We start from the raw sequence: 22,786 nt of genomic DNA, 5'->3' as shown, positions 1-22,786 counted from the left end.
AGTTTCTGCGATGACGCGTCGAAGGATCGTAAGGAATGTGTCTGCCGCGGACAACCGTGCGGTAGTGCCGGGGCGGGGTTCCGTCCTCGCTGCGGCGTACGAATGGAGAACGTATTTCGTGTTCCGTGGAAATGGAGGATTTTACAAACCGCTGAGAGCGTGGATTCGCCACGGACGGTACCGTTTTCCCGGTGAGTGCTTCGAAAGGTTGGGATGCGATCGACGGTGCCCTGCGGCGCCTGTACGGATACGACGCGCCGTTTCATATCGGAACCGAACACCCTTGGCAACTCGGCGGTCCCGATCCGCTCGATGGGCTCAGTATCTACCCCCGCCGGACCCCGGTCCCGCACTGCCATTACATCGGTTACGGAATGTCCGAGCTATACGAGAAGGAATCGTCCGATTTCGAGTTGTCGGGATGGGGATTCGAATTCACCTTCCGTGCCGCGGGAGTACCGAACGATTCTCCGCCACCACTGTGGCCGGTGAATCTGCTGCAACGTCTCGGCCGGTACGTCATCGAATCGGGGAATCGGTTCGAACCAGGACATACCATGAAGATCGGCGCGGGCCTCGATCCGAGCGTGCCCGACAGTGCGATCCGTGCCATCACTTTCGTCGAAGATCCCGAACTCGGCACCCTCGACACACCCCACGGGCGGGTACGGTTCTTGCAGGTCGTCGGGATCACGGCAGCCGAATACGAGGCGGCCACGGGCGGTCGGGCGAGGGAACTCTTGACACGAATAGCGCCGCGTATGCCGGTATTCGTCACCGATACCGCACGCGTCTCACTGGCCCCATAGCACGTACGAACCGCGAAGCGAGGTATCGAGCCTCACGGCCCGTGAGCGGCCGACCTTCCTCGCCGGGCGCTCGGCCCACCGGGCGCCGGTCGGCCCGCGGGGTCCCTCTCGAATCATCCGCGGTGGCGTATCAAGAGACCGTAAGTATCGCGCCATGCGCTCGCGCGGTGCGCCTGCGGCAGCAAAAATCCTCGTTGCCGCCGCAGGCCGTTGGTGGCGACACCAGTATGACTTTCCGAGCCGGGCCGTCCGTGCTTGGTACGGGCAGGAGGTTTCGATTGACCCGGCCGGATATGCCACCGCCGTATCCTCCGCAGGCGCAAGGTGGTCCGGGATCTTTTCCGCCGCCGTATCCGCCAGGTCCTCCGCCCCGCCGAGGAAAGGGTGGTGTGGTGGTGCTCGTCGTCGTACTTGCACTCGTCGTGCTCGCCGGTGGTGGTGTCGGCGGATACCTGTTGTACAGAGGGTACGAGAAGGACGATGGACCTGCGGTCGATACGTCCGCAGATCTCGCGGATGCGCCGATGGGATGCGGTTTGCTCACCGTGCTGGAACTCGCCCCTCTCGTCCCCGGCACGTTCGGCGCGGAGCCCACCGGTATCCTCGCCGGTGATCGGGCTACGGAGAAATCCGCGCAGTGCGCTTATTCGAATCGGAAGACACATCGCTCGGCAGGGCTTCCCTTCGCGTTCGTCGTCATGACCACGCGTCTGCACAAGGCCGGGGTGCGGGAATCCGGAGTGGAGCGGGCAATGTCGGAGCTGCGTCGCAAGGCGGGTGCGGCGCCGGTCGCGGTGGCCGGTGCGGACGACGCCGAATTTCGCCAGATCGAGAGCAGCCGCGGCAATATCACCCAGGCGGAAATCACCATTCGCTACCACAATATTGTCATTACCATCATCTATCATCACGATCGTCTCCTCGAGGTCCGGTTCGCCCCTCTCCTGCTGCGACTGGGAGAACAGGCTCTCCGGAAGACTCTCCGGTAGATCGTGCGGCCGAATTACGCGGCCGCTGGATGCGAGGGTCGTGATCGGCCCGAGCGGTGGGATGTAGCGGAATATCACCGGTACCGATCGGCCGACGTCGGTCGAGGAACCGGAAGCCTCGAGCGCGTTCCGGAACGAGCGGACTCCGACACCGGGGGCGGCGCACCGGCACCTCGGATAATCGCGTCCACGACGCGGGTTCGGAGCGCTGAAATGGCTGTCGATCCGACCGGCGGTTTCGGGCGATCTCGGCACCGAGGTGCCGTCTCCGGTTCGGAGCGTAGGATCGGCCGGCCCGTTATGTTCGGAGGGCGAGTGGACCTCTACCGGGTGTTGATCCTGGATTCGCGGAATGGGTCGCGTCGGTTCGGTGCCTCGGGCTGTCAGGTTCCGAAGCAGGACGCCCGGACCGGATCGCGGGGCCGGATCGGGGTCGCGGTAGCATCCGAACGCTCGGCGAATGACGAGGAAACCGGTGGAACTCCGGTGCGGTCGCGCCACTGAAAAAGCCAGACCCTCTCCGACGAGCAGATAACCCCGATGGGCGCGTCACCCGAGGAAGGTCACCGTTGTGATTCTGCTGCTGTCCACCTCCGATACCGATCTGCTGAGTGCACGCGCCAGCGGGGCCGACTACCGGTGGGGTAATCCGGCTCGGCTTCTGGTGGAGGATCTGCCGGAACTACTCGACGGTGCCGAGTTGGTGATCGTGCGCATTCTCGGCGGAAAACGGGCCTGGGAGGACGGTCTGGCCGCACTGCGCGACAGCGGAGTGCCGATGGTGGCCCTCGGCGGGGAGATGGCGCCCGATGCCGAACTGATGGAGTGTTCCACGGTGCCGGTGGGGGTGGCGGCGGACGCACACAACTACCTCGCCGCGGGCGGTCCGCGTAATCTGCGGCAGTTGCACAATTTCCTCTCCGATACGGTGTTGCTCACCGGGTACGGCTTCGAACCGCCGGTACAGCTGCCCAGTTGGGGGGAATTGGAGCGGGATGCGGCCGAGGTGGACGGACCGACGGTCGCGGTCGTCTACTACCGGGCCCAGCATTTGGCGGGCAACACCGCGTATGTGGACGCCCTGTGCACGGCTATCGAACGGGCGGGTGGCCGGCCGCTGCCGCTGTACTGTGCCTCGTTGCGCACCGCCGAGCCGGAGTTGCTGGATCGGTTGCGCACCGCCGATGCCCTGGTGGTCACCGTGCTCGCGGCCGGCGGAACGAAACCGGCGACCGCCGCGGCCGGCGGGGACGACGAGGCCTGGGATATCGGGGCACTGGCGGCGCTGGATGTGCCGATTCTGCAGGGCTTGTGCCTCACCTCGCCGCGGTCGCAGTGGGAGGACAACGACGACGGGCTGTCCCCACTGGATGTCGCCACCCAGGTGGCCGTGCCCGAGTTCGACGGGCGGATCATCACGGTGCCGTTCTCGTTCAAGGAATTCGACGCCGACGGTCTGGCCGGTTATGTTCCCGACCCCGAGCGGGCCGCCCGGGTGGCCGGTATCGCGGTCCGGTACGCCCGGCTGCGGCATATCCCGGCCGTGGACAAACGCCTCGCCATCGTGCTGTCGGCCTACCCGACCAAACACGCCCGAATCGGCAATGCGGTCGGTCTGGACACCCCGGCCAGCGCCATTCGCCTGCTCACCGCGCTACAGGAGGCCGGATACGATCTCGGCGCGCCAGGGGAGGTTCCCGGACTCGACAAGGCCGACGGTGACGCCCTGATCCACGCCCTGATCGCGGCCGGTGGCCAGGACCCCGACTGGCTCAGCGCCGAGCAACTGGAGGGAAATCCGATCCGTATCGGGGCCGCCGCCTACACCTCCTGGTTCGAGACGTTGCCCGCCGAGCTGCGCGATGCGGTGATCGAGGCCTGGGGCCCGCCGCCGGGGGAACTGTTCGTCGACCGCTCTGCCGACCCGGACGGGGAAATCGTCATCGCCGCCCTGCGTTTCGGCAAGATCGCGCTGATGGTGCAGCCGCCGCGTGGTTTCGGGGAGAACCCGGTCGCCATCTACCACGACCCGGATCTGCCGCCCAGCCACCACTATCTGGCCGCCTACCGGTGGCTGGCCGCCCCTGACGGGTTCGCCGCCGACGCCATGATCCACCTGGGCAAACACGGAAACCTGGAATGGTTGCCCGGTAAGACCCTGGGTATGTCCGCCGCCTGCGCCACCGATGCCGCCCTGGGTGACCTACCGCTCGTCTACCCCTTCCTGGTGAACGATCCCGGCGAGGGAACCCAGGCCAAACGCCGTGCCCACGCCACCCTGGTGGATCATCTCATCCCACCCATGGCCCGGGCCGAGAGCTATGGCGATATCGCCCGGCTCGAGCAGCTGCTCGACGAGCACGCCAATATCTCCGCCCTCGACCCGGCGAAACTGCCCGCCATCCGGCAACAGATCTGGACCTTGATGCGGGCTGCGAAGATGGACCACGATCTGGGCTTGGAGGAGCGCCCGGACGAGGATTCGTTCGACGATATGCTGCTGCACGTCGACGGCTGGTTGTGCGAGATCAAGGATGTGCAGATCCGTGACGGCCTGCACATTCTGGGGCAGGCGCCTGTCGGCGAGAGCGAGGTCGACCTGGTGCTGGCCATGTTGCGCGCCCGACAGCTGTGGGGCGGTGAATACGCGGTGCCGGGTCTGCGGGAGGCACTGGGCCTCGACGAATCCGGTGCGGAGGCCCGTGAGCGCGTCGACTCCGTCGAAGCCCGAGCCCGTGAGCTGCTGGTCGACCTGCAGGCGGCGCAGTGGTCTCCGGAGGCCGTCGAGGATCTGATCGACCGGCATGCCGACCGTCTGTTCGGCGACGGAACCGGTGGCGATCGCGACTCGGTGGCGGCGGTTCTACGTTTCGCCGCCACCGAGGTGGTGCCTCGCCTGCGCGGTACCGGTGTGGAGATCGACCGGGTCCTGCACGCCCTCGACGGTGGTTTCGTGCCGGCCGGCCCGAGCGGTTCACCCTTGCGCGGGCTGATCAATGTCTTGCCCACCGGCCGCAACTTCTACTCGGTGGACCCGAAGGCGGTCCCCTCCCGACTGGCCTGGGAAACCGGTCAGGCCATGGCGGATTCGCTGTTGGACCGGTATCGCGCCGACCACGGCGAATACCCTCGCTCGGTGGGGCTTTCGGTATGGGGCACCTCTGCCATGCGCACCGCCGGTGACGATATCGCCGAGGTATTGGCCCTGCTCGGGGTGCGCCCGATATGGGACGAGGCCAGCCGCCGCGTCACCACCCTCGAGGTGATCCCTCTCCAGGAGTTGGGTCGGCCCCGTATCGATGTCACGGTGCGGATCAGCGGATTCTTCCGGGATGCCTTCCCACATGTGCTGGCCCTGCTCGACGATGCGGTGCGGCTCGTCGCGGGACTGGACGAGCCCGACGAATCGAATTACGTTCGTGCGCACACCCGCGCCGACCTCGCCGATCACGGTGACGAACGCCGCGCCACCACCCGTATCTTCGGCTCCAAGCCCGGCACCTACGGTGCGGGCCTGTTGCAGCTCATCGATTCCAGAAGTTGGCGCAGCGACGACGATCTGGCCCAGGTGTACACCACCTGGGGCGGTTACGCCTACGGTCGCGATCTCGACGGCGCTCCGGCAGCCGATGATATGCGCACCGCCTATCGGCGAATCGCGGTGGCGGCCAAGAACACCGACACCCGCGAGCACGATATCGCCGACTCCGACGACTATTTCCAGTACCACGGCGGTATGGTTGCCACCGTCCGCGCGCTCACCGGCAAGAATCCCGAGGCGTATATCGGTGACAGCACCCGTCCCGATTCGGTGCGCACCCGCAGCCTCTCGGAGGAGACCACTCGCGTCTTCCGTGCCCGTGTGGTGAATCCGCGCTGGCTGGAGGCCATGCGCCGGCACGGCTACAAGGGTGCCTTCGAGATGGCCGCCACCGTCGACTATCTGTTCGGTTACGACGCCACCACCGATGTGGTCGCCGACTGGATGTACGAGAAACTCGCCGACAGCTATGTGTTCGACGAGACCAACCGTAAGTTCATGACCCAATCCAACCCGTGGGCGCTGCACGGCATCGCCGAACGACTGTTGGAGGCCGCCGAACGCGGGATGTGGGCCGACCCCGAACAACAGACCCTGGACCGGCTCCGCCAGATCTACCTCGAGACGGAGGGTGAGCTCGAATAAGGTTCTGTGACATCATAATTCGTCTGTTCGAGGACCTGTCTCATTGCGGTCTCCCGGTACACTTCTCTCCTCCTGATCGGATTCGAGAACGCAGGTGAACCATGATGCGTGGCCCTCTCACCGACATGGGTGCCGAAGTGGCCACGCGTCTGGTGGCCGCCACTGGCGACGCGGGGCGTGCGCTACACGACATAGTGGACGAGTCCAGCGGTTTCTCCGGCCGGTCCGCGGAGCTGACGGGGTGGACCGGCGACAATATGAAGGTGGCCTTCAACTCGCTGGATGTGCGGGTCGAAAGATTGTCGTCGCCTTCCGGTGAGATTCACGTCTTCGCGATGCCGACCCAGGCCGGCGATATCGACAAGCTTCGGAAGTGGCTGTCGACCACCGATCCGGTAAAGTCGCGCCAATTCGGCTATCTCTGGCCGACCACGCTCGTCGAGACGAGGAAGGCTGTAAGGGTAGAGGAAGGGCCCGTGAAGCAAGCCTTGTGGTGTGATGTCGACAGCGACGACCTGCCTGTTTTCGTGATGTCCCACGGCAATTCCACCTGCTTCGGGGCCGATGTCCAGGAGACGTCGGGCACGCCGGCGGTGCTCGGGATGTATCCCCATGAACAGTTCCCGTCGAACGATATTTCGACCGAAGGGCCCCGGTTCGGTCAAATGATTGTCGCCCTGCGGGATGAGATCGGTGCGGTGGCGAGAGGTCCGCACAGCCCGCTGTTCGGTGAATCCGGCTCGATGGGCCGTATCCGGTTACAAGCCCTTCGAAAGACTTCTCCAACCGCCTTGCCTAGGGTTGCATATGGCACGGAGAGGGTCGGGTACCGGTCGTCTTCCGTTGTCCGAGGACCTTTTTGCTTTCCGAACACAGGAGTAGACCATGAAGCGCGGAACGCGCCTGCGCACCATTACCGCCATGACCGTGATCGTCCTCGCCGCCGGTCTGGGCACGGTTGCCTGCGGTAAGAGCCGTTGGTGCGAATTCGACGCCACCGATACCAAGGTGGCCGACTCCTACTGCGAGAAAGGCATACCTGGCTACGAATGGGAGCCGGACAGCGATGGGAAGAAGCCGAAGAAGCCGAAGAAATCGAGTAAGCCGGGCTCCTCGAACCACTCTCACCACTGAGCGGTCCACAACCGTTCCCGGCCGTGGCGCGGGCATGATGCCGCCCATCCGGTCGAAGCGGTATCACCGGGCGCGCGGTTCGCGGCCGCGCTGCTCGGCCTGGTGCTGTTGCGCGATCGGCCATCCGCGGTCGGTGGCAGAACCGGTGACCGCGGTAGTCGATTGAACTTCCGAGCGGCCGTCTCGGGTCATTCGATGCCGGGTCCGTCGAACGCACCGGCCGGATCGGCTGCTCGGATCGGCTGCTCGGCCGCGACACCGCACGCTCCAGGGTCGCAGGTTGCGTACCCGCCTCGGCCACGATCGTGTCGAGCCCGCGCAACCTCGCCCGGTGTAGCAGCTGTTTCTCGTTGGTGATCCATTCCCCGCGGGCGGCCAGTATCGCGTGCGCCGTCTGCATCCCCGCTGTGGCCAGGGCCCCCACCACCTCGGTGGTCCGACCGCGCGGAACGTACGCGCCGCGGGCATACCGCAGGGTCGGCGCCGCCCGACCACGCCATAGGGGTGGTGTGGTCGTACGCAGCTTCTCGGGGAAGGCGGGACGCGGCAGGATCCCTCGCATCACCTTGTTGCCGGCGAGTTCGGCAACCGGCAGATAGCTGGGGATACCGGCGAGATGGAACATCAACGGTTCCCAATGGAACAGTTGATGTTCGGCTTCGGCGAGTTCGTATTCGACGACGTCGGGATCACGATAGTGCACATCGACGCGCCGGTCGTCGATCGTCGGCCAGGCACCGCCGTTGAACACCCGCCCCATGCGCCGATCTCGGATACCTCACCCGCCCAGCCGATCCCGCGGAGGTCCGCCGGATCGAAATGGCTCCGATAGTAGAGGGCGAAATCCCAGTCGCTGCCCGGTCGATGGGTTCCCTGGGCCCGTGATCCGCCGAGGGCCACCGCGACAATGCCCGGAAGAGCGGCGAGCCGGTCGGCGACATACGCAACGAATTCCTCGCCGGTCATCATTCTCCGCTCGGTGAAAGGCGACGATTATCGCGATTCTGTCCGAACGGTAGCGCCCTGTCACGTTCTTTCGATCCGCCGATTCGGCGGCCGAAGGCCACCGGGCGATGGATTGTCTTCGCGCCACCGAAGTTCTGCTTCCCCGGTGACTGCCGATGTTCCGGCTTCGACCGAATCTACACCGACCACGACACGGTGGTCGGTCCGAATAGGGTTGGGCCATGAGACGAAATTGGGCGAACCGGGCACTGCTCGGCGCGGGATGGGTCGCCCTGGTGGTGGCGGTCGGTGGCATTCTGTTGTATCTCGGCGAGTCGCAGCGCCGTGAACTGGTGTTGTTGGCGGCGGGTGCCACGTATTTGATGTTCGCGTCCTGGGTGGCGCTGCTGTTGTTCCTGGCCGCCCGTGGCTGGCGTAGCGCGGCGGCGGCCGGTGTGGTGATCGCCGGGGTGCTGTGGACGCAGTTGCCGATGTTCGTCCCGGATGGCCGCGCCGCGGGCGGCACGGAGATCACGGTATTGCAATCGAATTTGTGGCTCGGACGGGCCGATGCGCGGGCGATGGCACGTGTGGTGACGGCCGAGCGGGTCGATGTGCTCACGGTGAACGAACTCACCCCGAGTGCGGTGGAATGTCTCACCGCGGCCGGAGTGGACGAGCAGCTGCCCTACCGCTATATCGAACCGGTTTACGGTGGAGTGGGAACCGGTATCTACAGCCGGTTCCCGCTGCACGACACCATCTCCTATGACGGGTTCACCCTGCGCAATCTGTCCGCCACCCTCCGGCATCCCGAGTTGGGCCCGGTGGCGGTCTACGCGTTTCATCCGCTTCCGCCCACCGCTGGTAGCGCCACCTGGTCGGGTGAGATGCGCCGAATCCGTGAGATTCTGGATACCGCGCCCACTCCGGCGCTGGTCGGCGCCGATTTCAATGCCACCGCCAACCATGCCGCCTACCGCGCCCTGTTGCGCAACGGTTTCGCCTCCGCCGCCGAGCAGGCCGGGGCGGGCCGTTTGCCGACCTATCCGGCCGATAAACGGTGGGGACCGCTGATCGGTATCGACCATGTGCTGTTGTCGGGTGGAACGACGACGCAGGTGCGGACCATCGATATTCCGGGCTCGGACCACCGCGCGGTACTGGCGCGGGTGAGCCTGTCCATCGATCCTCTCGTGTGACGCCGACCGCGCGGTGGTCCTGTCTGTCGAATCGTCCGGGTCCGGCGCGTTCCGTGGGGGGCGGTTACGCGGATTCGGCGAGGTCCGGTGAGCTCCAGATATCGGCCAGTTCCTGTAATGGCAGGTCGAGTACGCGGCTCAGTGCCACCACCGTGCCGAAGCCGGGGGACGGCAGCCGTCCCGTTTCGATCTTGCGCAGGGTTTCCGGCGAGATACCGGCGGCCCGGGCCACCTCGGCCGGCTCCCGGGTGCCCCGGGCAGCGCGCAGTCGGGCGCCGAGACGTCGACCGGCCTCGATCTGAGCCGGGGTCAGAGGCAGTCGCACCATGAGTCCACCTTAGGGGTGGTATTTATATACCGCAAAACGGTATTAAAATACCGTCCACTGGTATTGGAGGTTGTTGTGGTGGAGTTGAAATCGCCGGCCGAACTCGCACGTATGCGAGCGGCGGGGCGGCTGGTGGCCGAAATCCTGGCCGAACTGCGCGAGCGTGCGGCCGTCGGGGTGAATCTACTGGATCTGGAAGCGCTGGTGCGGGAACGGATTCGGCAACGCGGCGCGCAATCGTGCTATTGGGACTATGCGCCCTCGTTCGGTCGTGGCCCCTTTCGCAACACCATCTGTCTGTCGGTGAACGACGCCGTACTGCATGGGCTGCCGTTCGACTACACCCTGTGCAACGGTGATGTGTTGAGTATGGACCTGGCGCTCTCGGTCGACGGCTGGGTGGCGGACGCCGCGACCACCGTGGTCGTCGGTACCGCCGATCCGGAGGATCTGCGACTCGTCCGCGCCACCGAGGAAGCCTTGGCGGCGGCCATCGAGGTCGCCGTGCCCGGGAATCGGATCGGCGATATCTCCGCCGCCATCTCGGCGGTCGCGCGGGCCCACGGTTATCCGGTGAACACCGAATTCGGGGGACACGGTCTGGGACGCACCATGCACGAGGATCCACACGTCCCCAATGCGGGCCGGCCGGGTCGAGGCTATCCGCTGCGGCCCGGCCTGGTCATCGCCATAGAACCGTGGTTCGCGCGGACGACCGATCGGATCGTCACCGACGATGCGGACGGCTGGACCATTCGTTCCGCGGACGGCTCACGCACCGCCCACTCCGAACACACGGTGGCCGTGACCGAGGACGGGCCCCGGGTCCTCACCGCGGCTTGAGCGGGCCGTCGATCGGCTCTGTCGTTCCAACCATTCGGCGAGGTCGGTTGCCGCGTCGAGCTCGCGGGCGAGTTCGACGCGCTCGGCGTCGGTGAGTTCGAGGGCCGCCAGATCCGCACGTCGGGCGGCCGCTTTGTCGGGCTCGCCCGAGGCGACCGCCAACTCGGCGAGTGCCGCCAGGGCGCGGCCGAGTTCGATCGGCGTGGCCCGGGCGCCGAATCGGCGCAAACCTGCTTCCAGGGCCCGTTCCGCGCTTTTGTCGTCGTTCTTGAAATCGCGCAGGATACGGGCATTGTCGAGGACCCGGGCCAGGCCGTCGAGTTGTGTGGAGCCGCCATGTTCGACGTCGGGTTCACCGCGCTGGATGTAGATGATCGAGGTGCCGTCGGGGTCGATCAGGGTGAATCGGGACTGTCCGGGGCGGAATCGGGTGATACGGCCGAAACCCGTGGCGGGGATCTTGCCGTAGCGGCCGCGCAGGGCCTCGGTGAAGGCGCGGTGGCGATCGGCCACATCGTCGACCATGACGAGACAGCCGGCGGCCGGCCCGCCGTTCTTCGGTGCCGCGGTGAAGTGCAGTTCGCAGTCGTGGGCGATAACGGCGCCGTAGATATACGGCCTGGTCTGTTCGTGGGTGACGGTGTATCCGAGGGTTCGATAGAAGTCCAAGGTGCGGGTGAGGTCGCTGCTGGGTAGGAGGGGGACGGCGGTATCGGCCATGAGGAGTCCCTTCGGTAGTCAATTTTGAATACCAAAGGTAGGCCTGCGGTGCCTGGAGATCAAGTTTGACTACTATTGTTCCGGCGAGAGGAGAGTCCATGGCGACAGTGCGACTGTTGGTCCTGGGCGTATTGCGTCGCCGGCAGCCCGCGCACGGCTACGCGGTACGCCGGGAACTCCTGTCCTGGCGGGCCGATACCTGGACCAATGTGAAACCCGGATCGATCTACCACGCTCTCAAACAGCTCGACCGGGAGGGCAAACTGCGCGCCCTGGGCACCGAGGGCGGCGACCGGGGGCCGGGGCGCACCCTGTACGAGCTGACCGATGCGGGAGAAGCCGAGTTCCGAACACTCCTGGATGCGGCACTGGTGAGCATCGATATGGAGGAACTCGGCGCGGGTATCGCCTTCATGGACGCGCTGCCGCGGGCGCAGGTGATAGAGAAACTGCGTGAGCAGCGCAAACGTAGTCGAGGCGTCCGTGACGAATTACTCGGAACGGTCGACGATTACCCGGGACGCCACGAGACCCCGCACGCCACCGATCTGCTGGAGCTGTGGAGCGGGGTGTTCGACAACCTGGCGGGATGGACCGCGGGTGTGCTGGCCCGGCTCGAACGAGGCGAGTACCGAATGGCCGACGATATCTGAACGGTCGCGGTGGATCCTTCACGGTACAACGGTGCCGCCCGAACCGGTTCGCCGATTACGCTGCGAACATGACGAATACGCTCGGCGAGGTCGGCACCGCCGACTACGTGCTGCTGACGACCTACCGCAAGGACGGCACCCCCGTCGCGACCCCGTTGTGGGCGGTCGCCGAGGAGGGCAAACTCTACGTCTGGACCGCCACCGACAGCTGGAAGGTCAAACGGCTGCGCCGTAACCCCGCGGTCACCGTACAACCCTGCAATGCCAAGGGCACGCCTCGCGGTACGGCGATCGAAGGCACCGCTCGGATCCTCGACGCGGCCGCGACGGATCGCGTGCGTCGCCTGCTGCGCCGTAAGTACTGGCTCCTCGGTCCGCTGGTGATCCTCGGCAGCACCCTGCGGCGCGGTAGATCCGGCACGGTCGGGATCGAGATCACCCCCGCCGCCTGATCGGCACCGGGCCTCAGGTCGCCTGGCTGACCGACGACATGTGGAAGTCGGGTATCCGCAACGGCGGCATGGCCGTTCGGGTGAACCAGTCCTTCCATTCGCGTGGCAGGGTGGGGCCGGTGACGCCCGCCTCGGTGGCCCGACGCAACAGGTCCAAGGGGCTTTCGTTGAAGCGGAAATTGTTCACCGCTGCGGTGACCTCGCCGTCCTCGACGAGATAGACCCCGTCACGGGTGAGGCCGGTGAGCAGTAGCGTCGCCGGATCCACCTCACGGATGTACCAGAGTGTGGTCAGCAGCAGACCGCGCTCGGTGCGGGCGATCATATCGTCGAGGTCGGCCTCCGATCCGCCGGTCAGCAACAGGTTCTCCCCGGGGACGGTGGGCGTCGCATCGTATTCGGCGGCAATGGCCCGCGGGTAGATGAGCGCGGAGATCACCCCGTCGCGGATCCAGTCCACCCGCTCGACGGGCATCCCGTTGTCGAAGACCGACAGTGATTCGGAGGAGGACGAGGTTGCGACGAACGGCCGATAGCGCAGACCGGGAGCTTCCGGATCGGAGTACAGGGTGAGCGGGAGATCGGTGAGTCGTTCCCCGATACGGGTGCCGCCCGGACGAGAGAAGGCGGTATGCCCCTCCTGTGCGCCGCGTCCCTCCATGGACCAGTGCATGGCAATCAGCAGGTCGGCCACCGCGGAAGGCGGCAGCAGGGTTTCGTAACGGCTCGCCGGCAACTCGACCCGACGGGCCGACCAGTCCAGGCGACGGGACAGCTCGGCCAGCAGTGCCGGGGTGTCGACATCGGTGAAATCGGTGGTGCCCACCCCCACCCACGCGCTGGCCGGTGCGATGCCGTCACCGCGTTTCCCGTTGATCTCCACCGAGCCCGTCGGCTGGACATAGCGTCGCCGCAGACCGGTGGAGGTGCCGAGCCAGGTGGTGTGTACCTGGTGGTGGGCGAAACCGTAGTAGCGGTCGCTGCCGTTGAAGCCGGCGGACAGATCCGCGGCGAGATCGGCGAACACCTCGATACCGGTGGCACCGGGCGGTTGTGTCCAATCATCGGTGGACTGCGTGGGATCGGGCTCGAGCAGCGGCATGGCGTCGCGGGCGGGTTCGGCGGTGCGGGCGGCCTCCTCGCTCGCCCGGACCACCGGCTCGATATCGGCGGCATCGACACCGGAGGCGACGATACTGCCCACCCGCGCCGAACGCGGCCCGTCCCGGAACACCGAGATCACCGACCACTGCCGGGATACCGAGGTGCCGTTGGTGGTCATGGAATTCCCGGCCCACCGCAGCGACGCCTCGTGGGCGTCGGTGACGATGACAATCGCCTCGTCGGCCCGCGACAGGGCCAACGCCCGGTCGACCACCGCGTCCGCGGACACCATATCCGTCACGTTCATCGCGTTGCCTCCGTGCGGGTATTGAGAATGTTCACGCCGCGTACCAGCACGGACGGGCAACCGTGGCTGACCGCGGCCACCTGTCCCGGTTGCGCCTTACCGCAGTTGAACGCGCCGCCGAGCCACCAGGTGGACGGTCCGCCGACCGCCTCCATGGCGCCCCAGAAATCGGTGGTGGTCGCCTGGTAGGCGACATCGCGCAGCTGCCCGTCGAGGCGGCCGTTGCGGATTCGGAAGAACCGCTGGCCGGTGAACTGGAAGTTGTAGCGCTGCATATCGATCGACCAGGACCGGTCGCCGACGATATAGATCCCGTTGTCGACGCGGGAGATCAACTCCTCGGTGGTGGTGTCGCGGTCCGGGTCGGGTTGCAGCGAGACATTGGCCATCCGCTGGATGGGCACATGGTGGGGGGAGTCGGCGTAGGAGCAGCCATTGGATCGGGACAGTCCCAGGCGGGGCGCGAACACCCGATCGAGTTGATAACCGACCAGGACGCCGTCGCGGATCAGGTCCCAGCGCTGCCCGGCGACCCCGTCGTCGTCGTAGCCGACGGTGGCCAGGCCGTGCGGTTCGGTGCGGTCGGCGGTGACGGTCATGATCGGAGTGCCGTAGCGGAGGGTGTCGAGTTTGTCGGGGGTGGCGAAGGATGTACCGGCGTAGGCGGATTCGTAACCGATGGCCCGATCGTATTCGGTGGCGTGGCCGATGGACTCGTGGATGGTCAGCCACAGGTTCGTCGGATCGATCACCAGATCGGTCGGCCCGGGTTCCACACCGGGGGCCTTCACTTTCTCGGCCAACCACTCCGGAATGCGGGCGAGCTCGGTGTCCCAGTCCCAGATCCCGTCGGCGCCGGTGACATACTCCCAGCCGCGTCCGGCGGGGGCGGCCAGGGTGCGCATGGTCTCGAATGCCCCGGACGCGGCGTCGACCGTGATCGCCTCCAACTGGGGGTGGAGGCGGACCCGCTGCTGGATGACGGACGACCCGGCGGTATCCGCGTAGTAGGTCTGCTCTTTGACCTGCAACAGGGTCGCGGTCACATGGTCGACTCCGTCGGCGCCGGTCAGGCGGGTCGAATAGTCCTGTAGCAGCGCGACCTTCTCCGCCGCCGGCACGGTGAACGGGTCGATCTCGTACGCCGATACCCAGCGGGTATCGGAGTAACACGGCTCCGGCGCGAGCTCCACCCGTTCCCGGTTCAGGGCCCGCAGTGCGGTCGCCACCCCGACCGCCTTGCGCGCCACCTCGATCGCGGTCTCCGGGGTCAATGCCGCATGCGAGGCGAAACCCCAGGTGCCGTCGACGATCACCCGAACCGCGAAACCCAGTTCCGCGGCGTCGGTGAGCGCCTCGACCCGGCCGTCCCGTAACCGGATCGACTGGGTGAGAAGCCGGTGTACCCGCAGGTCGGCGTGCTCGGCTCCCGCGGCACGGGCCGCGGTCAGCGCCGCGTCGGCGAGTGCGCTCAACGGCAGGGCCGCGAATTCGGCGTCGATGTCGTGGCCGGACGGGGCGGTGCCCGATCCGGTGGAAGTCGCCATACTCACCCGCAACAAGGTAGTCGGCCTCGCCCGCCGATGGGAGATATTGCGCGTCGGGCCGATCTGTCGCGGCCGGTCGCCGGGAGGCCCGGCGGCTCTAGGCTGAAGCGCGTGCGCCGGTTCAGTCTGTGGCTTCGTGAAAAACCCGTTGTCGCCGATTCCGTGCTGGCGGCGGCGCTGCTGGTGCTGGATGTGCTGCAGGTCGACGACGCCCACCACACGCTCGGCTACCTGATGATGTCGGTGTTGTTGCCGCTGCCGGTGGTGTTACGCCGGATCTATCCCCGGCTGATGGCCGCGACCATGCTCGCTTTGGCGATCACCTCCACCGCGGTGGGGGTGATCCTCGACGACCGGGCCGTACATCCGGCACTGCTCGGCCTGGGCATCCTGCTCTACACCCTGGTCGCGTATGTGGGACGTCGCGACGGTCTGGTGTATCTGCTCGGCCTGTTCGTCGAGTCGGCGTACGCGATGATCGCGCTCCTCGGGATCCGAAGCGCCGATATCGCGTTCGTCTGCGTGTACTACGCCTTCTGCTGGAGTCTGGCCGAGTTCACCGGTGCCCGCCATGCCTACAACGCCGAGGTCGAGGCCCGTCTGGCGGTCGCCGAATACGACCGGGAACGACGTGCCCACGACGCCGTCTCCGCCGAACGCACCCGGATCGCCCGGGAACTGCACGATGTGATCGCGCATGCGGTGAGCGTGATGATCGTCCAGGCCGACGGCGCCCGCTACGCGTTGCGCCACGATCCGGACACCGTCGAACAGGCCCTGGGCACCATTGCCGGCACCGGCCGCGAGGCATTACGGGAACTACGTCGCACCGTCGCGCTGCTGCGCACCGAACATGCCCCCGAACAACTGCCGCAGCACGGTACGGCGGGTATCGCGAAACTGGCGCAGATGATGCGCGGCGCCGGGTTGGCCGTCGAGCTGGAACTGTGCGGGGAACTCGACGCCGTCTCCCCGGAGGTGAGTCTGGGGGTGCACCGGGTCGTGCAGGAGGCGCTCACCAATACGTTGCGGCATGCGGGTGCCAACCCGAAAGCATGGGTGCGGGTGCACCGGCGGGCCGACGACGTGGAAATCGAGATCACCGATTCGGGGGGTGTACCGGTGCAGGAGCCCCGGATTCCGGGCAGTGGTCTGGGTCTGGCCGGGATGCGGGAACGGGTGGCGGTGTTGGGTGGAACATTGGAGGTGGGACGCACCTCGGAGGGCAGTTGGCGGGTGTACGCCATGATCCCGCTCGCCACGCCGGACCGGGAGTAACGTGCGTTACGGGATATTCCCGGACAGGGATGTCCGATAGCGCGCGATAGCGAGAAGGCGTTGATGGCCGCCAGGAGCCGGGACAGTAGGCTCCCCGGACCTGGGCGTGGGCCGGCGACCGTGCGCCGAGCGTTCCTGGGCGGCGGTTACATTGAGTGACGTGCCGATCACCGTTCTCGTCGTCGACGACCAGGAACTGATGCGTATGGGGTTGAAGATGGTGCTCGGCGCCCACCCCGATATCGAGGTGGTCGGTGAGGCCGACAACGGTGCCGCCGCGGTGTCCCGGGCCGCCGAACTGACGCCGGACGTAGTGCTGATGGATGTGCGCATGCCGGTGGTCGACGGTGTCACCGCCACCGGCCGCATCCTCGAGGCGGGCCACGGCAGCCGAGTGCTGGTGATGACCACCTTCGACCTCGACGAACACGCGCTCGGCGCGCTGCGTGCCGGGGCCAGTGGCTTCCTGCTCAAGGACACCCCGCCCGAGGACCTGATCTCGGCGATTCGCAGTGTGGCCGCCGGGGATGCCGTCGTCTCGCCCAAGGTGACCAAACGCCTGATCGCCCGCATGATCGCCGAGGAACCCGCCCCCACTCGGGACCCACGGATACTCGATGTGCTCACCGCCCGGGAACGAGAGGTGCTCGAACATATCGCCGCCGGACGGTCGAACGCCGAGATCGCCGAACAGCTGTACCTGTCCGAGGCCACCGTCAAAACCCATGTGGGCCGGGTGTTGACCAAACTCGGCCTGCGGGATCGCGTCCAGGCGGTGGTACTGGCCTACGAGACCGGTCTGGTCCGGCCGGGTGGGTGATCGGCCACATCGGGCGCCGACCGGGAGAAAATCCGGCGGCTCGTGCGTTGTAGGGGTACATCGTCCGGAAGGAACGTCATGCCCGCCGTCGTATTCGTCGCCTACGCCGTTGTCGAGATCGCCGCATTCGCGGTAGCCGTACACCTGCTCGGCGCCATGCCTGCGATTCTCCTGTTGCTCGCCTGCTCGGCGGTGGGGGTGCTGATGCTGGGCGGCCAGTGGCGCCGGGTGGTCGAGCAGTTCGGCCGGGCCGGGCGTGGGGAGATCTCCCCCGGGGCCGCGGTCGCGGACGGGGCGCTCGTCGCATCGGGCGGGATACTGCTGTTCGTTCCCGGACTGGTCACCTCGGTGGCGGGGCTGTTGATGCTGTTCCCACCGACCCGGATACTGCTGCGGCCGGTGGTCGCCGCGGTGGCCGCGCGATGGGTGGCCCGGATCGCATCGACGGTTCCGCGGCGCGCCGGCGTCGTCGATATCGACGGGGTCGTGGTCGGGGAGTGGTACGACGATCCGCGGCCCGTCGGTCGACCCGCCATCGAACGCTGAGCCGGCGCTCCGGGCCCGGTCACTGCTACTGCGTCGAGGCCGTCCGCCGTTCCCGACGGGCGCGGGCCAGATCGTAGGCCTCGCGCAGCAGTTCCCGCGCCGTCTCGGCGGTCCGGGGACCCGGTTCGACGATCGCGAGCCAACCGGCGGAGCCGTAGACAGGGTGGGGGACAACGGTGTCGGTGACGCTCACATCGATATCGTCGGGCACCTCACGCGGTGATCGGCCGGTCCAGCGGATGAAGGTCTCCCGCCCCGGATGCACATTGAGGCGGAACGCGCCGGGACGGTCCAACCGGGACCGTTCGTCGCCGGGATAGTTCTTGGTGACGATCGTCGCGAACGGTTGGGTCCGCTCCGGGACCGTGCCCTCCGGCGAGTAGTAGCAGAAGATGTCGCCCCAGGTGATCTCCGGTGAACCGTCTCCGGGACCCGGGCGCAGGATCAGTACGCCTTCGAGGCCGGTCAGGTGGTCGATGATCTCGTCGATGCTCATGAGCTCCAGCGTTTCATTAAAGTGCTTATGGAGCCTTTGCGTCGCAAGTCCACGAGTAACCTGCGGAAAGATGAGAAATCGGGGTGTCGACTCTCCAATCGCCCACCATGCGGACCGGGGAACTGGCGCGCCGCAGCGGGTACTCGGTCCAGCAGGTGCGCAACCTGGAACGTGACGGTGTGCTCCCGCCGGCGACGCGTACCGATTCCGGCTATCGCGTCTACACCGAGATTCACCTGTATTCCGCGCGGGCATACCGCGCGCTGGCCGCCGGGGTCGGGCCGGTGGAGGCCAAGCGAATCATGCGAACGGTGCACGGGGACCAACCGGCGGCGACACCGGCCCTGCTCGACGCGGCACATGCCCGGCTCCACCGGGAACGCGCCGAACTCGCCGCCGCCACGGCCGCCATCGCGGCGATAGCCGACGAACCGGTTCGTGATGTGCGACCGTCCGATGCCATGAGCGTGTCCGAGCTCGCCACCGCACTCGGGGTACGCGCGTCGACGCTGCGACACTGGGATGCCGAGGGACTCGTGGTCCCCGATCGGGTCGCCCCGCGCGGTACCCGCCGCTATACCCCGGACCAGGTCCGGGACGCGCGAATCGTCCACCAACTACGTGGCGCCGGCTACCGGGTGGACACGGTGCGCACCCTCATGTCGGCCGTGCGGCGCGGGTACCGATCGGGCGATGTCACTGCCGGGTTGGCCGCCCGGGAGGCCGATATCGAGGCCCGCTCCCGAGCTCTGCTCACGGCGGCGGGCGCGCTCGACGCCGTACTCACCCTGGTCACCGGTTCGCCCACCTAGCCGGCCCGGTCCGGGAATCGTCGCCGAGCTCACGCTCGCCCGACCGGCTCGCGCGGGCGGCCGACGGGTACGGCAGACTGGACAATCGTGAGTACGCAGCTGCTGGTCGGGGGTCGAATCTACAGTTCCAGTGCGCCGGATGCCACGGCGATGGCGGTCACCGACGGGATCGTGGTGTGGCTGGGCGCCGACCGGGTGGGGCGGGCGCTGCACCCGGACGCCGAGGTCATCGATCTGGACGGGGCGTTCGTCGCACCGGCGTTCGTGGAACCGCATCTGCACACCACCGCACTCGGAATGCAGCTGACCGGATTGGATCTGACGGGGGCGCGGTCGGTGGCGCACTGTCTCGAACTGATCGCCGATTTCGCGGCGCGGCACCCCGATGCCGCGGTGATCGGGGACGGATGGGACGAGACCCGGTGGCCGGAACGCCGCCCGCCGACCGTCGAGGAGATCGATACCGCGGCGGGGTCGGGACGGCCGGTGTACCTGTCGCGGGTGGACGGACATTCCGCGGTGGTGTCCACGGCACTGCTGGAGGCGGTACCCGATGCGACCGCGACGGAGGGGTATCACCGAGGCGAGCCGGTGCGCGCGCAGGCCCATCACCGCGTCCGGGCCGCGGTGCGGGCCCTGCTCCCCCGAGAACAGCGGGACGCCGCGCGGCGGGCGGCGCTGGACCTGGCGGCGGCGCGCGGGGTGGTGGCGGTGCACGAATGCGCCGGACCCGATATCGCCGGCGCCGACGACGCGCGGGAACTGCTCGAATTCGAGCACGGGGTGCAACGGCGCGTGTATTGGGGGCAGGCGGTGCGCACGGCCGACGAGGCCCGGACCTTGCTCGCCGAAGTCGGCGCACATGCGCTCGGTGGGGATCTGTTCGTGGACGGCTCGTTCGGCTCGCGGACGGCGTGGCTGCGCAGGCCCTATGCCGACCATTCCGGCGCCGGTATCGGCTATCTGGACGCCGACGATATCGCCGCGCATGTGCGGGCCTGCACGGAGGCCGGGATACAGGCCGGTTTCCATGTCATCGGGGATGCCGCGATGGATGCCGTGGTGGCCGGAATCGGCCGGGTCGTCGCCGAGTTGGGCGGTCCCGCGGTGGCGGCGCTCGGTCATCGGGTCGAGCACGCGGCGCTGGTGGACGCCGAGCAGATCGCGGCACTCGCGGCATGGGGGGTGATCGCCAGTATCCAGCCGGCCTTCGACGCGGCCTGGGGTGGCCCCGACGGTATGTACGCCGAACGGCTCGGCGCCGAGCGCGCCGCGACCGCGCACCCGTTCGCCCCCTTGGCGTCGGCCGGGGTGTCATTGGCCATCGGATCGGATGCACCGGTGACCGCGCTCGATCCGTGGGCGGCGATCCGGGCGGCCGTCAACCATCGCACCCCGGGATACGGGTTGTCACCGCGGGCCGCCTTCGCCGCCGCGACCCGAGGGGCGTGGCGGGCGGGCGGGGTGCGCGACGGTATCGCCGGAACGCTCGTCCCGGGTGCCCCCGCCTCCTACGCGGTCTGGGAGGCCGAGGAACTCGTGGTGGCCGCTCCAGCGGATTCGGTGCAGCGATGGTCCACCGATCCGCGCTCCCGAGTTCCGGGTCTGCCGCCCCTGACCCCGGACGACCCGTTGCCGCGGTGCCTGCGCACAGTGCACCGGGGAGTGACGATTCATGGCGCATGAGCCCACGCGCCGGTGGCTCGACGGTCTACTCGCCCGGTGCGCCCGCCGGCCGGTAGCGGTGCGGTCGGCGGGGGCGGTCGCGGCCGGACTGCTGCTGTTCGGTAGCTTCCCGCCGCGGTCGTGGTGGTTCCTCGCACCGGTGGGAATCGCGCTGCTCACTCTCGTGGTGGGCGGAACACCCCGGTGGCGCGGCGCATTCGGCTACGGCCTCCTCGCCGGTCTGGGCTTCTTCCTCCCGCTGCTGCCGTGGACCGGTATCTATGTCGGTCCGGTGCCGTGGCTGGCGCTGTCCACCGCCTGCGCGGTCTATATCGGTGTGTTCGGGTTGGTGGCCCGCGCCCTCGGCGCCCTGCCCGGCCGGCCGCTGTGGCTCGCGGCGGCCTGGACCGCCGTCGAATGGGGGCGATCGAGTTTCCCGTTCGGCGGGTTCCCCTGGGGGCGGCTGGCTTTCGGACAGGCCGACGGCTGGTTCCTGCCGCTCGCCGCGCTCGGTGGGGCGCCCTTGATCGGGTTCGCCGTCGCGCTCACCGGCACCTGCGGCGCCGCACTCGTCTCGGCCCTGCGCCCGTACCTCACCGGGATGGATCCGGGAGGAACCGAGCCCGCGGCGATCGCGAGCGGTGCCGGGACTTCCCGGCGCGCCGTCGCCGTGGCCGCCGCGGGGTGTGTGCTCCTCCCACTCTCCGGTTTCGTGCTGCGCACCACACTCCCCGCGCCGCGCGCGGGGGAGGCGATGATCACCGTGGCCGCCGTCCAAGGCAGTGTGCCGCGGCTCGGACTGGACTTCAACGCCCAGCGCCGCGCCGTCCTCGACAACCATGTCCGCCGGACCGAGCAGCTCGCCGACGAGGTCGCCGCCGGTCTGGTTCCGGCACCCGATCTGGTGATCTGGCCGGAGAACTCGTCCGATATCGACCCGCTGCGCAATCCCGACGCCGCGGCCGGTATCGATCGCGCCGCGCGGCGGATCGGCGCGCCCATCCTGGTGGGCGCGGTCCTGGTGAACGACGATCGGACCACCACCAACTCGGTTCTGGTCTGGACCGCCGGTGACGGCCCCGGTGAACGACACGACAAGAAGATCATCCAGCCGTTCGGCGAATATCTGCCGATGCGCGGATTCTTCCGGCTGTTCTCCTCCTATGCCGACCGGGCGGGTTATTTCGTTCCCGGACACGGCGACGGGACCGTGCACGCCGCCGGTGTCGACATCGGTGTCGCCACCTGCTACGAGGTGGCCTTCGATCGTGCTTTTCATCAGGCCGTGCGGGCGGGTGCGCAGCTGCTCACCGTCCCCACGAACAACGCCACTTTCGGTGACAGCGAGATGACCTATCAGCAGTTGGCCATGTCGCGGGTGCGGGCGGCGGAACACGGGCGGGCGCTGGTCGTCGCCGCGACCTCGGGCGTGAGTGCGATCATCACCGCAGACGGCGCCGTACAGCAGCAGACCCCGCTGTTCGAGCCGGAGGTGCTGGTGGCCCGGCTGCCGCTGCGGGATGCGACGACACCGGCGACCCGGCTGGGCCCGGTACCGGAGCTGGTCGCCGTGGTGGCGACCGCGGTCGGCCTGGTCTCCGCCGTTATCGTCCGGCGAACCGGTCGTCGTGCGCGGACCGATATCTCCCGTAGCGCCGCCGAGACCTCCGCCTCCTGATCCGCGTCGCCACCGACGCTCGGCGCGTCCCGCCGTTTCCGCGCCGTGATCTTCGTTGCCGGAAGCACTCTCGGCGCGCGACGCCGATCGGTTCATTTGCTGTTCGCTCGCCGATAGCCATCGAGATCATCCCGGTCGGTCCGCTGCTCGACATTCTGTCCTGAGCAGTCGAATATCGTTGTCCGAGCTGTGTGTTTTGCGGAAAATTTGCTCACTCGGCGTGTCGTCCGGGTGATCGCTCACGGCTGTGCAACGATTCAATATCCGGCCAT

General features: G+C 67.5%; 19 protein-coding genes and 1 pseudogene. 14 read left to right on the top strand and 6 right to left on the bottom strand.

Annotation, left to right across the window (positions count from 1 at the left end; translation table 11 throughout):
- The first annotated feature begins 191 nt into the window (after positions 1 to 191).
- The 4 genes from ON32_RS11915 to ON32_RS27715 all read left to right on the top strand — a co-directional run bounded on the left by ON32_RS11915 (position 192) and on the right by ON32_RS27715 (position 7,118).
- Complete coding sequence (locus ON32_RS11915; RefSeq protein WP_040790943.1) at positions 192 to 809, top strand: suppressor of fused domain protein; 618 nt, start codon at positions 192 to 194, stop codon at positions 807 to 809.
- A 389-nt stretch (positions 810 to 1,198) separates the two neighbouring features.
- Positions 1,199 to 1,798 carry a hypothetical protein gene (locus tag ON32_RS11910; RefSeq protein WP_040790942.1) on the top strand — a complete coding sequence of 200 codons (600 nt, stop codon included), beginning with the start codon at positions 1,199 to 1,201 and terminating at the stop codon, positions 1,796 to 1,798.
- A 571-nt stretch (positions 1,799 to 2,369) separates the two neighbouring features.
- Positions 2,370 to 5,984 carry a cobaltochelatase subunit CobN gene (cobN, locus tag ON32_RS11900; protein ID WP_040790940.1) on the top strand — a complete coding sequence of 1,205 codons (3,615 nt, stop codon included), beginning with the start codon at positions 2,370 to 2,372 and terminating at the stop codon, positions 5,982 to 5,984.
- Positions 5,985 to 6,869: 885 nt separating this feature from the next.
- On the top strand, positions 6,870 to 7,118 hold the full coding sequence (locus ON32_RS27715) for a hypothetical protein (protein WP_083874464.1): 249 nt from the start codon (positions 6,870 to 6,872) through the stop codon (positions 7,116 to 7,118).
- Between the two features lie 259 nt (positions 7,119 to 7,377).
- Here ON32_RS27715 and ON32_RS30685 read toward each other — a convergent pair.
- Positions 7,378 to 8,084, bottom strand: a pseudogene (locus tag ON32_RS30685) (nucleotidyltransferase domain-containing protein); the annotation flags it as partial.
- A 221-nt stretch (positions 8,085 to 8,305) separates the two neighbouring features.
- On the opposite strand from ON32_RS30685, the gene ON32_RS11885 reads away from it, so the two are divergent.
- A complete protein-coding gene (locus ON32_RS11885; protein ID WP_040790937.1) occupies positions 8,306 to 9,265 on the top strand; it encodes an endonuclease/exonuclease/phosphatase family protein in 960 nt (319 codons plus the stop codon).
- Between the two features lie 64 nt (positions 9,266 to 9,329).
- Here the strand turns inward: ON32_RS11885 and ON32_RS11880 are convergent, their stop codons facing one another.
- Entirely contained in the window at positions 9,330 to 9,593 is a 264-nt protein-coding gene (locus ON32_RS11880) for a helix-turn-helix transcriptional regulator (RefSeq protein ID WP_040790936.1), read from the bottom strand.
- Positions 9,594 to 9,668: 75 nt separating this feature from the next.
- Here ON32_RS11880 and map point away from each other — a divergent pair, with 75 nt between their 5' ends.
- A complete protein-coding gene (gene map, locus ON32_RS11875) occupies positions 9,669 to 10,436 on the top strand; it encodes a type I methionyl aminopeptidase (RefSeq protein WP_040790935.1) in 768 nt (255 codons plus the stop codon).
- Here map and ON32_RS11870 read toward each other — a convergent pair.
- Complete coding sequence (locus ON32_RS11870; RefSeq protein ID WP_217998047.1) at positions 10,365 to 11,156, bottom strand: DUF8817 family protein; 792 nt, start codon at positions 11,154 to 11,156, stop codon at positions 10,365 to 10,367. The genes map and ON32_RS11870 overlap by 72 nt on opposite strands.
- Positions 11,157 to 11,254: 98 nt before the next feature.
- On the opposite strand from ON32_RS11870, the gene ON32_RS11865 reads away from it, so the two are divergent.
- A complete protein-coding gene (locus ON32_RS11865; RefSeq protein WP_040790934.1) occupies positions 11,255 to 11,809 on the top strand; it encodes a PadR family transcriptional regulator in 555 nt (184 codons plus the stop codon).
- A 68-nt stretch (positions 11,810 to 11,877) separates the two neighbouring features.
- Complete coding sequence (locus ON32_RS11860) at positions 11,878 to 12,261, top strand: PPOX class F420-dependent oxidoreductase (RefSeq protein ID WP_040790933.1); 384 nt, start codon at positions 11,878 to 11,880, stop codon at positions 12,259 to 12,261.
- A 13-nt stretch (positions 12,262 to 12,274) separates the two neighbouring features.
- Here ON32_RS11860 and ON32_RS11855 read toward each other — a convergent pair whose 3' ends face one another.
- Together ON32_RS11855 and ON32_RS11850 are read right to left on the bottom strand one after the other, a co-directional pair.
- Positions 12,275 to 13,657, bottom strand: coding sequence for a TldD/PmbA family protein (locus ON32_RS11855; protein WP_040791219.1), 1,383 nt, complete (start codon positions 13,655 to 13,657; stop codon positions 12,275 to 12,277).
- Positions 13,658 to 13,668: 11 nt separating this feature from the next.
- Entirely contained in the window at positions 13,669 to 15,219 is a 1,551-nt protein-coding gene (locus tag ON32_RS11850) for a TldD/PmbA family protein (protein ID WP_040790932.1), read from the bottom strand.
- A gap of 111 nt (positions 15,220 to 15,330) precedes the next feature.
- Between ON32_RS11850 and ON32_RS11845 the strand changes: the two genes are divergently transcribed.
- From ON32_RS11845 to ON32_RS11835, 3 genes are all read left to right on the top strand, one after another.
- On the top strand, positions 15,331 to 16,497 hold the full coding sequence (locus tag ON32_RS11845) for a sensor histidine kinase (RefSeq protein ID WP_040790931.1): 1,167 nt from the start codon (positions 15,331 to 15,333) through the stop codon (positions 16,495 to 16,497).
- A 160-nt stretch (positions 16,498 to 16,657) separates the two neighbouring features.
- Positions 16,658 to 17,317 carry a response regulator gene (locus tag ON32_RS11840; RefSeq protein ID WP_040790930.1) on the top strand — a complete coding sequence of 220 codons (660 nt, stop codon included), beginning with the start codon at positions 16,658 to 16,660 and terminating at the stop codon, positions 17,315 to 17,317.
- 78 nt (positions 17,318 to 17,395) lie between these two features.
- Positions 17,396 to 17,863 carry an FxsA family protein gene (locus ON32_RS11835; protein ID WP_040790929.1) on the top strand — a complete coding sequence of 156 codons (468 nt, stop codon included), beginning with the start codon at positions 17,396 to 17,398 and terminating at the stop codon, positions 17,861 to 17,863.
- A 25-nt stretch (positions 17,864 to 17,888) separates the two neighbouring features.
- Here the strand turns inward: ON32_RS11835 and ON32_RS11830 are convergent, their stop codons facing one another.
- Positions 17,889 to 18,359 carry a DUF6194 family protein gene (locus tag ON32_RS11830; protein WP_040790928.1) on the bottom strand — a complete coding sequence of 157 codons (471 nt, stop codon included), beginning with the start codon at positions 18,357 to 18,359 and terminating at the stop codon, positions 17,889 to 17,891.
- A 107-nt stretch (positions 18,360 to 18,466) separates the two neighbouring features.
- Between ON32_RS11830 and ON32_RS11825 the strand changes: the two genes are divergently transcribed.
- The 3 genes from ON32_RS11825 (at position 18,467) to lnt (ending at position 22,514) form a co-directional block, all read left to right on the top strand.
- Positions 18,467 to 19,171 carry a MerR family transcriptional regulator gene (locus ON32_RS11825; RefSeq protein ID WP_040790927.1) on the top strand — a complete coding sequence of 235 codons (705 nt, stop codon included), beginning with the start codon at positions 18,467 to 18,469 and terminating at the stop codon, positions 19,169 to 19,171.
- A gap of 87 nt (positions 19,172 to 19,258) precedes the next feature.
- Positions 19,259 to 20,857, top strand: coding sequence for an amidohydrolase (locus tag ON32_RS11820; protein WP_040790926.1), 1,599 nt, complete (start codon positions 19,259 to 19,261; stop codon positions 20,855 to 20,857).
- Entirely contained in the window at positions 20,847 to 22,514 is a 1,668-nt protein-coding gene (gene lnt / locus ON32_RS11815; RefSeq protein ID WP_051133151.1) for an apolipoprotein N-acyltransferase, read from the top strand. Before ON32_RS11820 ends, lnt begins: the two co-directional genes overlap by 11 nt.
- Positions 22,515 to 22,786: the final 272 nt, after the last annotated feature.

It is taken from the genome of Nocardia paucivorans NBRC 100373, assembly GCF_000308675.1.
In the GTDB taxonomy this organism is placed as follows: domain Bacteria; phylum Actinomycetota; class Actinomycetes; order Mycobacteriales; family Mycobacteriaceae; genus Nocardia; species Nocardia paucivorans.
This window is presented reverse-complemented; position numbering and strand designations above follow the sequence as displayed.

Bases quoted from the DNA above. Each gene is read 5' to 3' on its own strand.
- ON32_RS11835 (WP_040790929.1), top strand. From the start codon at position 17,396: ATGCCCGCCGTCGTATTCGTCGCCTACGCCGTTGTCGAGATCGCCGCA.
- ON32_RS11885 (WP_040790937.1), top strand. From the start codon at position 8,306: ATGAGACGAAATTGGGCGAACCGGGCACTGCTCGGCGCGGGATGGGTC.
- ON32_RS11870 (WP_217998047.1), bottom strand. From the start codon at position 11,156: ATGGCCGATACCGCCGTCCCCCTCCTACCCAGCAGCGACCTCACCCGC.
- ON32_RS27715 (WP_083874464.1), top strand. From the start codon at position 6,870: ATGAAGCGCGGAACGCGCCTGCGCACCATTACCGCCATGACCGTGATC.
- ON32_RS11865 (WP_040790934.1), top strand. From the start codon at position 11,255: ATGGCGACAGTGCGACTGTTGGTCCTGGGCGTATTGCGTCGCCGGCAG.
- ON32_RS11860 (WP_040790933.1), top strand. From the start codon at position 11,878: ATGACGAATACGCTCGGCGAGGTCGGCACCGCCGACTACGTGCTGCTG.
- ON32_RS11855 (WP_040791219.1), bottom strand. From the start codon at position 13,657: ATGGTGTCCGCGGACGCGGTGGTCGACCGGGCGTTGGCCCTGTCGCGG.
- ON32_RS11880 (WP_040790936.1), bottom strand. From the start codon at position 9,593: ATGGTGCGACTGCCTCTGACCCCGGCTCAGATCGAGGCCGGTCGACGT.
- ON32_RS11830 (WP_040790928.1), bottom strand. From the start codon at position 18,359: ATGAGCATCGACGAGATCATCGACCACCTGACCGGCCTCGAAGGCGTA.
- lnt (WP_051133151.1), top strand. From the start codon at position 20,847: ATGGCGCATGAGCCCACGCGCCGGTGGCTCGACGGTCTACTCGCCCGG.
- ON32_RS11850 (WP_040790932.1), bottom strand. From the start codon at position 15,219: ATGGCGACTTCCACCGGATCGGGCACCGCCCCGTCCGGCCACGACATC.
- ON32_RS11825 (WP_040790927.1), top strand. From the start codon at position 18,467: ATGCGGACCGGGGAACTGGCGCGCCGCAGCGGGTACTCGGTCCAGCAG.